Genomic DNA, 13,146 nt, shown 5'->3' with positions numbered 1-13,146 from the left:
TTTTTCATTAAGAAAATAGTCAATTTCATACTTTATAAATACTACTAGAAATAGGTCATTAGACTAAAAAGACCTGATTTTATGTTAATTAAAAACCAAGTCTTTTTTGTATATATGAATCCATTAAAAAATTTTTAACGTTTTCCCATTCAAATTAGAAAAAATTATTCTTATAATTCAATTTCTCTAAAAAATTTCAATTGCCATTTTTGTGTTGATTGAGCCGTTGTATTTAAATTTGCGCACCAAGGCGGATAAAATCGCATGGACATTTTTCCTTTGCTGTTTTTTGTCGAGAGAATTTTCTTACGAATAGCAACTTCGTTTGGAATAATAAATAGCCCCTTTTTATCATTATCGATGACAACGATAACAAGTTCAGTTCCCAAATCTTCATTGGTATAAGGAATATTCATGTTATTTTTGTCTTTTTTCCAAAAAACTGTAAAATATCCTTCTTTTTTCGGTGTTCTTTTTGCTAAGCGGCATCTTTTATATCCTTGCTCATCCTTTATTTTGATAAGAATACCTTCGTATTTTTCATTCCACTTTTCTTTAATGAATTCAAAATCACCATAAAACTCATATAGAACATCTAGTATTTTCATTATGATGTATGTCCTCCCTTATCAAAATCAACAAAATATTCTTGATACATTTATTACATAATAAAAGTTATGTAATAATATTTTTGATCTACAATAACAAATCTTTGACTTTCCCAATTTCACTTTTTGGAATAACCAGATGAATCATATCACCGAGATACATTCTGGTTGAGCCGTTAACTGTTTGTCTCTTGCCGTTATGGACTTGGGTTGTGATGAGAACATTGTGTGGTAGGTTGAGTTCATGAACCTGTTTTCCAGCGATTTTGTCTGATACAGGAATTTCAATGAGGGTGACTTCTCCTTCATCTGTTGCTTCTTCAGGCAGCATTTTTTCAAGCATGGCCTCATAGACTGGTGCACCCTTGAGCAAATCCATGATGATGTAGGCGACCAAGGTTACTAATCCAAGTGGCATGAGGTTGCGAATATCTCCTACCATCTCAGTTACGAGAATCATAGCAGTTAAGGGAGCCTTGGATATTGCTCCAAAATAGCCACTCATTCCCAGAATGACAAATATAGGGAATTGCTCCTGACTGACAAGTCCAAGATTGACGCAAATAAGACCAACTAGGGCACCGAGTAAGGAACCAAGCGCTAAAATTGGTAGGAAAATTCCTCCTGGAAGACCACTTCCATAACTAATCATGCTCCAAACAAAACGAATAAAAAAGTAAGCCAATAGAACTTGGAAACTAAAATCTTGCTCAGTTAGGGAAAGGACAACCTGATTTCCACCACCAAGGATTTGTGGTAAGAAAATTCCCACTGGTATGATGAGAATGAAAGCCAGAATTGGATAATAAGCTCTATCCAAACGCATTTTTTGACCAAGCCAATCATAAACTCTTCCAACATTAAGTACAGCTTTCTCATAGAGAAAACCGGAAAGTCCTAGAAAAATCCCCATAACTAAGTAAATCCAATACTGATCTAAGGTCATGAGTGGGATATTGTCTGGCATATCCAGTACGGGTGTTAGGCCAAATATGAGTAAAGAAACAAAGTTTGCTACGAGACTAGCTGCTAGAGTGGAAACCCAGAAAAAGCGCGAAAAATGATGATAGACTTCTTCTACAACAAAGAGGAGACCTGCTATTGGAGCGTTAAAGGCTGCAGCTAGACCAGCGGCTGCACCACTAGCAATCAGGGAGCGTTCCTCTACCGGACTAGATTTGAGCCACTTGGCAATACCTTTTCCACCAACTGCTCCAAGTTGAATACTTGGTCCTTCACGCCCCAGCATAAGTCCACTTGCAATAGCAAGAATTCCTAGAATATATTTTTTCCAAAGTACGCCCCACCAGTTGAGGGTCATGAGGCCTTTCAGTTCGGCTTCGACTTGAGGAATTCCTGAGCCTTTGATATCTTTTTCTGAACGTGTCAGTTTAGCACTGAGCCAACAGATGAGTACATAAAACAAAACCAGTAGAAAAAGATTGCGCACTAGGTGCGCTTGTTCTTGATAAAGTCCTTGTATCAGGTGGAAGCCTTTTTCAATTAAGAAACGAAAGGATCCGACGATTATCCCAATGACAAGACCGACAATGATGCCTCGTCCAACTTGGGATAATATGGTGCTCGAGGCAAAGGCAAATTCTTTCTTGGAACTGAGTGTTTTTGACTGTTCCTCCATAATCATTCCTTCTAACTTAACTTTCTTTTTTACCTGAAACCAGTGATTTAACGGGTTCAAAGCTGGTTCGGTGAATTGGGGTAACTCCTAGTTTTTTCAGTCCTTCTAGGTGTTTAGCTGTTCCATATCCTGCATTAGAAGCAAAATCATAGCCAGGGAACTGCTGATCGTAGTCATTCATCAATTCATCACGTGTCACCTTGGCTACTATGGAAGCTGCTGCAATTGAAAGAGAATTAGCATCACCTTTGATGATGGAGGTTTGTGAAATTGGTAATTCCAACTTCATGGCATCTATCAAAAGGTGCTCTGGTTGAGACCTGAGCTGGGAGATTGCTTCCTTCATAGCTAGTTTGGTTGCTTCATAGATATTGACTTGGTCGATGACTTGATTATCCATGATACCAATGCCGATTGACAGGGCTTGGTTTTGAACGGCTTGGAAAATTTCCAGATGTTTCTTTTTAGGAATTTTCTTGCTGTCGTTGAGGCCTTTAATCTTACAATTTTTAGGTAAAATAACGGCTGCAGCGACTACAGGTCCAGCAAGAGGACCACGGCCGACCTCATCAACACCTGCTATCAAGGTCAATCCTTGCTTATACAGTTCTTTTTCGTAGGAAAGCATAGCTTCCAAACGAAGATCCTCATCCAATTCAGCTTGAATGGCTTTTTTACGCTTGCTGATTTCCTTTTGAACTCCAGAGCGACTATCCTTTTCAAGTTCTAAAAAAACAGGGCTTTCTAACTCCTTGACTGTAGCAAGGAGTTCTTTGATTTCTTTAATCGTCGCCATCTAGGTCTTCCAATGTATCTAAGGTATAGTTACCGAGTTTACCATCACGGACTTCCTTCACGAAGAGACTGTAGAAACGGTCATAGTCGTCTCTGAAACCGAGGGCGCGGGTCATATCCATAATAATAACAGGAGCTTCTTCTTCAATTTTCATTTGTTTAAAGCGTTCAGCCAGCTTTTCTGGATAATGTTCTTTGAAATAATTGAGACCAAAAATAGTTACCTCATCCATAGGAAGCAACTGGTCTTTAATAGCTCCAGTCAAGGCCAACTTAAGCGCAACAGTTTCATCCTCAAACTTAGGCCAAAGAATCCCCGGTGTATCCAAGATTTCCAGGTCTTTATTTGTTTTGAGCCATTGTTGTCCCTTGGTAACCCCTGGTTTATTGCCGACAACGGCAATTTTCTTACCAGCTAAACGGTTCATGAGAGTTGATTTACCAGCATTTGGAATCCCGATAATCATGGTTCGCAAGGTTTCAATCTTAATCCCACGTTCTTTCTGGCGAGCAATCTTATCAGCCATGAGCTTTTTAGCAGCATCTGTTACGACTTTTACAGTCACTTGCTCTTTGGAGTTGATAGCCAACGTCTGGATTCCTTGTGATTCAAAATACTGACGCCATTCCTTGGTCATTGCTGGATCGGCCAAGTCGGCCTTGTTTAAAATCAAGAGTTTTGGTTTATCACCAACAATCTTGGTCAACATAGGATTTTGACTAGACAAAGGTAAGCGTGCATCCACCAAAATCGTCACAAAATCAACAAATTTTAAATTCTCCTGCACCTGTCGACGCGCTTTAGACATGTGACCAGGAAACCATTGAATAGTAGCCATTGAGTTTTTTTCCTTTCGTAGCAAGGGTTTAGAGCCCCTATTTTATTTTACTATTGTCTAAACACCAAGCGAACACCAAAACTACCATGCAATGGAAAAACCTCTGATTTGATTCTCACTTGATTTCACAATCTTTATATCAAACTGTGGATGGTATTTGACAATATCTTTTTTGATTTTTAATAGTAAATTTGAAACAATATTTTTAGGTGAGTAACGTGGACTAAGATGTAACAAGTCTTTGAACTCATCAACACTTAATTCTACTTTATTGCTATTATCACTAGTTTCAATGAATTTTTCAATCATTCTGGAATATTTACAGGTATAACTTTTCAATTCTTCAAAATGGAAATTGTGATTTTCTACAAATTGATTTAAGGCTTTTACAGTATTTTCTTGTGAACGATTTATATTATGTGTATAGCCCATTGTTGTCTCAAAGTTAGCGTGTCCTACTCTAGTCATAATATCTTTCACTGCTATGTGCATCTCATTACTTTGAAGGTAACTAATATGCATATGCCTAAACGAATGGGGAGTAACATGTTTTACCCACTTAAAACCATAGTCACTTAAACAATTTGTCAATAATTTTCCTTCTATTCGTTTCAAAATTTGACGAAAAGTGCTTGATGTTATTGGAGAGCCGTATTCTGTTCTAAATACACTTTCAGAATGTGTAAAAGCAGGACAGGGATGTTTCTCCATATAAGCATCAAACTCTTTATTTCTCTGTATTGTCCTTTTAATAGCTTCGCTTGCAGCTTCAGGCAAAGCTACTTCTCTAATTGAATTGAGTGTTTTAGTTGTATCAAAGTGAAATTGTTCAACTTTTAAACAATGATATTGAAGTGCCTTATCAATATGCAAGATTCCTTTTTCAAAATCAATATCTGATGGTAAAAAAGCAGCTTCACTAATTCGAATACCTGTAAGCAACAATACTATAGCAAGATCATAATAGTTTGCATTTCTGCATTGGCTTAATACATCAAAAAATGCGTGTAATTCATGGATTTCTAGAAATTTAGAATCATGTCTTTCTTTTGCTTTACGCCTTTTCTCTAGTGAAATATCTAGTTTTACCGCAGTCATAGGAGAGAACTTAATGACATTATATAACACACCATGATTAAAAATCTTATTACAAGTACTTTTTATATGAGTCATTGTTGAAGGTGATGCATCATATATTTCTAAATATTTATTGAGACTTTTTTTCATCAGAAGTGGAGTAATCCTGTCTAATAAAAAATCATCTCCTATAATTTTCCCAAGACGCTTCATCACCAGTAGTTCTCTCTGAATTGTTTGTGGTTTAACAGAGACACACCAAGTCTGAAACCAATTTTCTTTTAACTCTCCAAATGTTGTAATCAGTTCAGGGCTAAACTGACTTTCAAATGAAGTAGTTAGTCTATCTATCTTATCAAGAACCTCTCTTTCAGCTTGTTTCCTCGCCCTACTAGTATTCCTAGTGTAACTTACAGTTACTGATTTCCACTTTCCTGTTAGTGGATCTTTGTACTTTTCAACCACTTGATATAAGGGTTGCCCTTTTGAATTTGTTTTAGTTACATAATACATAATTTAATTCCTCTTAACTCTTAAAAAGAAATAAATCATTGTTGTATAGAATAAATAACTACCCTATATTATACCATGACTTCCTTATTTTGTCCGCTTTTGCTTCCATCTTAAGAAACTTTCAAATCCTTCTAGATTAATGAAAACAAGTTTATGGGTTGGGTTAATTACATACATGGAAAATGTTCTATTTTCTCGCATTTCTTTAATCCATCTGTTCAATGTATATTGATTTAAACCATCCCATCTTTTTAGAATTCCTTTTTTATCGGCCCATTCTGCAATGGAATTTTCGACAGATATATATTTTATATTCATGTCATCATCCTTCCTAAAAAATATTTTCTCCTCCATGGCATGACTGATGAAGTCATCATAAGAATTTCACTTGCTGCTCTTTTACGGTGGCAGCCTGAACGGTCAGAAGTATCATTGTATATCATTTGTATCATGGCATATAAAGTATCGCTCTATTTTATTGATGGTTTTAATATCGCTCTTATCATGGCGAGCCATTCAAAACTGCTCCACAAATGAGGAAAGTACCATTTTGGACTATTCAATTGTCAATGTGCTTTCTTAACCTAATACTTTTTGGAGTAATGGTCTTCTTTATTATCCACTCGACCTACAAGGTAATCTAAACTTACATTATAAAAATCTGCAAGTTTGATAAGGTCATCTATAGAGATTAACCTGGTACCTGATTCCATTTTAGAATACGCTGATCTTGTACAATTTAAGATTGTTTTTGCAACATATTCTTGTGTCAAATCATCATCCTCGCGTAAATCTCTAATCCTTTTCAACATCCAATGTCTCCTAAAATAAGTATAGTATAGTTACTTTCTTATTTTATGAAATGTGACAAATTGGCACACGAAAGTCTTTTATACATACTTTTTAGGAAATTGTTTACTCTATATGTAGCTCTTTTTCCTTGCTAGATTTCGTATTTTTTGTTTTCTTGTAGTTCTTTATCGTACGATTAAACATCTCAAATGTAATTTCAGCCTCTCTATGTTGTTCCTTCAGTTTTTCAAGCCTTCCTTTATAAATGAACAAATCTTTCTCTATTGTGTCCACTGATATTTTGACATTAATATTATCTTCTAAATTTCCTGAACCATTTTCCATATCATTCAACAATATCTCCTCTAAATTAGACAAATTATCAATTTTATCTTGAACTTGTTGAATCATATTCTCTAGATATGATATTTGGTCAATGAAATCTTTTGTTATGTCTTCAAAAGTATTCGAACTAGTTTCTGAAGATATAAGAAAATCTAATTGTTCTATTTTTTCTTTAATTTTGCTAAGAGAAATTCTTCTATACATATACTGCGGTTCATACTGAAGATTGAATTGTCTAATCAAAGTTTTACCTTTCATAAAGCGATTTTTTTCTGCTGAGTCTTTATGATATATATAGTAAGAACTGGTTTCTTTGATAAATACTTTAACTTTTTCTTCTTCAATATTGATTTGAATATTTGGTACAAAAATAAGTCCTTCTTGGCGGATACCAAACTGCACCTTAATGTAAATTCCATCGTCTACTACTTCTTCTACTTGATTAAGATTCAACTCTACTTCAAACTCATGAACAGCATCCCTATTCCTCTTGAAATCTTGATATGATTTCCATACCACATCTTCTATCGGCAACTTTTTTTCTTTAATTAACTTTTCTTCATTGTAAAGTTCAACTAAATTTTTATTATCTAAGACAACAGTTTCATTTTTGTTATTAAAAATGTCTTGAAAATAACTAACATTATACTGATTCGTTTTTACCAATTCCTGCTCTGAAAGCTTAATCCCATCAAATTCAAATAGAACATGTTTTGCTTTCGGAATTATTTTTAAGCCAAAAAATTCTGCTCGTTGAATCAATTCATTCATATTCTTCATTTTCGGAAGTAAAAATTCTAAGATGTTTATGATTTCCCTTTGAACAAACTTTTTCTTAAAGTAAGTTTCATTATAAGGTTGTTTTCTACTCAATTTACTATCACGTACGACTTGTTTCATATTTGAATCAGTCATAAAAAAAGTAACATGCTTGTGTCTAAAATCAATTTTTAAATGTAAAGCTTTTGCTTTTTTCTTGAAATCTTCAAAATTTTTCGAGTTCTCGATTAGAAAATATACTCGTTGTTTTATTTCATATTTGTAATTTGTTTTGCGATAAACTTCATACTGATGATGTGAATAACGATTTTCTATAATTTTTGCGCCTACAATTTTTGAAAGACGATCTGAAACCATTCTTAGATTACGTTCTGCTTTATAATCCCATAGAAACTTTTTATCAGAATTCTTATCAATTGAATTTAGGATGATGTGATTGTGGATATGATCTTTATCAACATGAGTTGCTACGATAAAACGGAATCTACCTCCTGTTAACTCCTTAACTGTCTCATAACCAATCCGATTGATTTGTTCTGGAGTAAGATGGTCATCTGGAGAAAAGGACTGAATGATATGATGAGAATGAATTTTTCTTTGATTTGCTTCTTGCCTATCATGACGAAATTCATAAAGAGTATCATTGCTTAAAAAATTATCATTGTACATCTTCACTAGTTCTTTATAACTTGGAAAATCTAAATAATTTCTCATACCAAAATCTGAAACTAGTGTTAGGTTTTTTGTTTTACTTGGATTCAAAATATATTTAATTAATTTACAACGATAATTTTTTCCATGTATCGCAAAGTGTTTAGTGATGACCATAAAATTTCCTCAATTTTTCAGATTGGATAAGAAAATCTTTCTCCACTTCTACTATTAACTCTTCTATACCTTTTCTCAATTCATCTAATTCAACTTCCGTTATTAAGTTCGAATAATTTATGCTTCTGGCTATTTGATTAATATTATTTCCGATTCGTTTTAATTCAAAAATCAAATCTTGATAACTATTTGTATCAATGGTGATAAAATTCATACCAGGATCTAGTAGAGTTCGTCTAGCATATTCTGAGAATGATAAGCAGTTACTTTTTGAGATATTTTCATTCAATTTGACTAATTCTAAATCAGATAGAAAGACTTTTTTTAAATTTGTTCTATATCGGTGCTCCACTCTACTACCTCATGTATTTGTTACGAAAATCTTCACTAAGAGGACTTGTATTTTCTACCTCTTTAATTAATTCCTGAATACAAGTTAACAAAATAGAAACATGCTCTTGAGTAACCTGATGATCACTTTTAGAAATGATCAAAACTTCATGAACATCGCGACAAATTTGTTCCAACTTTTGCTGTTTCCAAAGACTGAACCATTTTTCCATCTGTTTTTGTCCATCATACAATAGTAAGCTTTTACGGAGAAAATCAGAAAAATTATCCTCTCCTTTCTCTCTCATTAAATCTAGTATTTGTTTTTCCTCCGTTTCTGTTAAGCGAAATTGTTTCCGAATACTACGTATATCTCTTTTCATATGGCTTTTCCTCCCTCATAGATACTTGTACTGACAATGTAAGCTTACAGACACTGTCAGTACGTTTTTCAAAATAGATTCAACATTTTTGTAAGGCTTTGCGAGCTCAGATATTGTGTCCACAATATCCCAAAAATCATATCGCCAGCTGACTAAAACCTTCCAGTTTTGACAGCTAACGATAAGATAACTTGGTGACTCTGCCCCCAAACCCCCAGAGAAAAATCTTAGTTGGATTTTTTAAAGTTGAAAAAAGTATATCAGAGGGAATTTGGAAAAGTTATCACAGGAGAATGAGAGGATGAAAAAAGAGCCTTTCGGCTCTTAAAAAGTTGAACTTATCTCAATAGCAGAATTATCTACAAGGATTGTTTATTACATCCTCTTAGCTATATTGAACTCATCTAATCGTTCTCTTTTGTCTTTGGCATTCTGTATATATTGACTATAATTTTCTTTGAAATCGCTCAAACTTACTAAAGAAATATAAGAATCGTGCTCATCATCATAAAGATCATTACATGGATTTTTCTTATAAGCCGACTTAATATTTAGCATGTTCTTTCTAGCTAAATTATCAAAATATTTCAAAGACCTACACGACTTAGTCTGCTGACAATGTTGACAATAATGAGTACTATCATCTAGTACCTTATCTTTAGCTTCATCAGTATAAACAGCTATCACACCATTTGTTCTGTTATTTTTTCTATCCTCTAAAGAATACCTTAGTTCATCATAAAGCCAATCATCATAATTTCCAAGCCAATTCTTTCTATAAGAAACAGCCTCTGGAGTCAATAATACAATTGTAACCGATGTATCTTTTAACTTCTCATATAGATATTCCTGAATAATGTTCTCACTCATTTGACTTCTATCAACATCTTCTGATCTATTAATTACCTCAGTAGATTCATCAAATAAATCAACTAGTTCATCTTTAATCTCTTTTCCATCACTAAAACGGAACGAAATAAATATTTTGGTTGCCATTATCGTACCTCATTGACAATTTTATCAATCATGGAAAAAACTTTAGTGAAATCCTTTTCAGTCTCTAAAGTTTCCCAGTAATTATCTAAATAACTATATTCTCCTGATTGTTTCATCTCATCAAAAATTTCTTTTGCAGCAAATCCAGTAGAGGCAATCGGAATGATTATCTTTCCTTTTTCTTTAGCTATTTGAAATTCCTCCATCATGCCTGAAGCAAGTTCTACCTTACCATCAACTAGCTTGTTACCAAATATAAATATACACACCCCTGACTCACTAATCATTTGTTCACGGTTCTCGGTCCAACGTTCTTTTAACGATTTCTCTCCATTGGCATTTTGTGGAAAAGGAAACAAACCAAGGTGTTCATCCACATGTCTATATTTAGTTTTATAAATTTGATCCAGCGCACCGTTAATAACACTGCTTCCTATCCCCAGTCCAAACCCTGATATTATTTTATAATCTTTTGAAATAAGAAAACTAGATAAATCATAGCAGTATTGATTTACCTTTTCTTCACTCCAATTCTCATTATAATCTGATATACTACCTGAAATGAAGATTGTATTTTTTAAGTACTCCTCCTCAATTTTTTGTATCAAGTCAGATATTTCAGAATAATCATCTACTAGAACGGTCTCAATTCCATATCTCTGTAAATCTTTGATTTTTAAATCTTGTTTTATTTTAGCGTAATTATATCCTTCGATGTCTGCGTCATAGTCTCTCTCTAACACTTGTTTTTGAATACAATAATGTTCTCTCTTATTATCTCCCAGCAAGACATTTACCTTCCCCAGAATAGATTCTAAATTAGGATCTTCAAAACCAAAACCTACAAATAAAAATGTTTTAGAAACTAAGTCACCTCGTAAAGCTGTTACAAATAAAGAGTTTTTATCACTATATCTTTCATAATCATCTTTTGAAATAACTGCATCATTAGGCGAATCTACATCACCATGCATCTTATAAACAATGGCATCGCTATCACGAATACTAATTGCTAAATCATCTATCTTTCTCTTTATATCTCCTCTACGATTGTTTTTCTTTAAACCGTTTTCAATTACGTTATCATAGTTTGTCGTCCAATATGTAGAAATGGGTAGTCGTGTTAGTAAATTCGTTACTTTTGTTTCTGCTTCTTGACTAGAAAATTGATAAACTATTTCCTGATTTACAGAACCTCGATTTCCCATTTTAGAATTGATATAATATTGAGTCAATCCCACTAAATCTGACTCTTTATCAATATCTAAATCAATCTCATCCGCAAATGGTTTTACGAGCTTTTTCCAGTTAACAAATCCTGCGTCAACTGATGTTCCTGCGCCAGCAAAAACAGCCGCATTGCTATCTTGAACAGCTTTCGTAAATTTTTTAATAAATTGCTCTTTCCTCATCTTGAATCCTTCTATTATTTTTTATTCTCTTTCCATTTAGTAAATGGAATATCTGACTGTCCATGATTTTTAACCATAAAATCTTCAGAAAAAAGTAATTTTGGATATTTAAAGTAGAACTTTGGAATAATTGTTCTATCTATTTTTTCTGAAAAATAGATACATATTTTCTTTCCAATTGCATCTGCATATCCCAATTCCCAAGCACACCACTGAGAATTAAGTGTCTTACTTGAAAAGTACAAAACAAATACATCCGATTGTTTTATACGCTCTTTGATAATATCGACTGTTGAAGTATTACACCATTCTCGTTTCAGATCGTATTTATCATTAACCCAGTCAATATATACGACTTGGCCATTTTTGTTTAGTTTTTTATAAAAGGTTATAATTTTTTCTTCATCTTTAGAGTTATGTGAAAGAAAGATATCAAATTTTTTTATCTTTTCTAGATCATCAATGTATAACCTCTTCTTCAACTCTTCTGGTCCTTTCCTATTTGTTACTATTTCATTATCAATAAAATTTGTTTTTCCTTTCTTTTTTCTACTCAATCTAAACGGTAGAGATAAACTTTGAAAGTACGACTGAACTTCTTTTTTTAGCGATTGATTTCTTACATGACCATTTATTGCATAGAAAAAATTATGAACTTCCTTTGAATCATACTTCGAAAGTTCTCTAATGATTTCTAATCTTTCATGTAAATCATGTGTTTTAAAAAATCTTTTGCGATAATGTTCCAGATAAGAGGGATTTATTTCTTGGATATAATCTAATGATTTTTTTCTTTTTATAGTTTGCAGCTTTAATTTTGCTAAAGATTTTTTTCGAATCTCATCTGCCTGAGTTTTTCTCTCTTCAATACTCAAAATATTTTTTCTTACTCGTCTTCTTATATATTTAGATGTTTCAAGAATAAAATCATTAGTTTCTAAAGACCTCCTTTTACTCTGAATTTTAACTAAATTTTTTTTAATAATACGTTTACCATACCAATAGTTTCTTTCTATTATCAGTCTAGAAATTTTATCAGGAAACATATAAATAAATTTTTTAACATAATCTTTGTTGGAAAATTTTGCTGGCATAGCTTCTATGGTCATATTATGAGCCAGTTTAAACTCTTTTTGCAATTTTATATAAAATTCATTATATTGTCTCATTACTTTGCCCATATAATCTGCAACCTCATAATAAATATTTACTGTTTTATAACTCCTCTACGGAAATTATTACAAATTCCCTTTTTTAATTTGGTACTCTTCTGCAACAAGAGAAGCCGTTTTATTATCGTACCTTTCACTATCGTAATAGAAAAAATAAGGAACCTGATAACCATACCACACGTTCAATCCTGTTTCCTTTTCCAATAATTCACAGAACTCCGTTGAATATTTCTTACAAAACATTGAAGTCAATATTTTAAATTGATCTTCAAATATTATTCCTCTGTTTTGAAACTCTATAACAATCCCCTCAAATTCTTTGCCTAATATTGCTCTTAATTCCATAGTTTTCACCGATTCTTTCTATTTGATATTAACATAAAACATGACTGATTAAAATTTTCTCAATTTTTCTTCCTCCGCCCCTCAACATCTCTTTCTCTACCTGACTCCACTCGCCAAACAGTAAGTCTTGAAGAATATCTGTTGCTGAAGTCTTAACATCCATTGAATCATATACGTAAGTTCAATTTCATTGATAAATTTAAATGCACTTAAAGATGCCTTATTGTTCCAACTGTCGTATGTTTTCAAAGAGATTGTTCACTATTAGAACATAATGCTCTTTTTTAAGAGT

The 13,146-nt window shown here is 33.0% G+C and carries 14 protein-coding genes; all 14 read right to left on the bottom strand.

What is annotated here, in order from left to right; genetic code table 11:
* Positions 1-170: 170 nt before the first annotated feature.
* Positions 171-608, bottom strand: coding sequence for a hypothetical protein (locus tag AXK38_05685; GenBank protein ID AMH88760.1), 438 nt, complete (start codon positions 606-608; stop codon positions 171-173).
* 88 nt (positions 609-696) lie between these two features.
* A complete protein-coding gene (locus AXK38_05680) occupies positions 697-2,247 on the bottom strand; it encodes a ClC family H(+)/Cl(-) exchange transporter (protein AMH88759.1) in 1,551 nt (516 codons plus the stop codon).
* Between the two features lie 16 nt (positions 2,248-2,263).
* A complete protein-coding gene (locus tag AXK38_05675) occupies positions 2,264-3,043 on the bottom strand; it encodes a ribonuclease HII (protein AMH88758.1) in 780 nt (259 codons plus the stop codon).
* Positions 3,030-3,881: a ribosome biogenesis GTPase YlqF gene (gene rbgA / locus AXK38_05670; protein AMH88757.1), complete on the bottom strand. Its 852-nt coding sequence runs from the start codon at positions 3,879-3,881 to the stop codon at positions 3,030-3,032. Before rbgA ends, AXK38_05675 begins: the two co-directional genes overlap by 14 nt.
* Before the next feature lie 81 nt (positions 3,882-3,962).
* On the bottom strand, positions 3,963-5,471 hold the full coding sequence (locus AXK38_05665; GenBank protein AMH88756.1) for an integrase: 1,509 nt from the start codon (positions 5,469-5,471) through the stop codon (positions 3,963-3,965).
* A gap of 84 nt (positions 5,472-5,555) precedes the next feature.
* The gene (locus AXK38_05660; protein AMH88755.1) at positions 5,556-5,789 is read right to left on the bottom strand and encodes a DNA-binding protein; all 234 of its coding nucleotides are present in this window, start codon (positions 5,787-5,789) and stop codon (positions 5,556-5,558) included.
* A gap of 266 nt (positions 5,790-6,055) precedes the next feature.
* Positions 6,056-6,283, bottom strand: a complete 228-nt coding sequence (locus tag AXK38_05655) for a DNA-binding protein (GenBank protein AMH88754.1) — start codon at positions 6,281-6,283, stop codon at positions 6,056-6,058.
* Between the two features lie 103 nt (positions 6,284-6,386).
* Complete coding sequence (locus AXK38_05650; protein AMH88753.1) at positions 6,387-8,216, bottom strand: relaxase; 1,830 nt, start codon at positions 8,214-8,216, stop codon at positions 6,387-6,389.
* Complete coding sequence (locus AXK38_05645) at positions 8,203-8,568, bottom strand: hypothetical protein (GenBank protein ID AMH88752.1); 366 nt, start codon at positions 8,566-8,568, stop codon at positions 8,203-8,205. The genes AXK38_05650 and AXK38_05645 overlap by 14 nt, the downstream gene beginning before the upstream one ends.
* A 4-nt stretch (positions 8,569-8,572) precedes the next feature.
* Positions 8,573-8,929: a hypothetical protein gene (locus AXK38_05640; GenBank protein AMH88751.1), complete on the bottom strand. Its 357-nt coding sequence runs from the start codon at positions 8,927-8,929 to the stop codon at positions 8,573-8,575.
* Between the two features lie 375 nt (positions 8,930-9,304).
* Positions 9,305-9,925, bottom strand: a complete 621-nt coding sequence (locus tag AXK38_05635; protein ID AMH88750.1) for a molecular chaperone Tir — start codon at positions 9,923-9,925, stop codon at positions 9,305-9,307.
* Positions 9,925-11,337, bottom strand: coding sequence for a hypothetical protein (locus AXK38_05630; protein AMH88749.1), 1,413 nt, complete (start codon positions 11,335-11,337; stop codon positions 9,925-9,927). The genes AXK38_05635 and AXK38_05630 overlap by 1 nt, the downstream gene beginning before the upstream one ends.
* A 14-nt stretch (positions 11,338-11,351) precedes the next feature.
* The gene (locus tag AXK38_05625; protein ID AMH88748.1) at positions 11,352-12,518 is read right to left on the bottom strand and encodes a molecular chaperone Tir; all 1,167 of its coding nucleotides are present in this window, start codon (positions 12,516-12,518) and stop codon (positions 11,352-11,354) included.
* A gap of 57 nt (positions 12,519-12,575) precedes the next feature.
* Positions 12,576-12,854: a hypothetical protein gene (locus AXK38_05620; GenBank protein AMH89644.1), complete on the bottom strand. Its 279-nt coding sequence runs from the start codon at positions 12,852-12,854 to the stop codon at positions 12,576-12,578.
* Positions 12,855-13,146: the final 292 nt, after the last annotated feature.

This window comes from Streptococcus mitis, from assembly GCA_001560895.1.
GTDB lineage: Bacteria > Bacillota > Bacilli > Lactobacillales > Streptococcaceae > Streptococcus > Streptococcus mitis_Q.
This window is presented reverse-complemented; position numbering and strand designations above follow the sequence as displayed.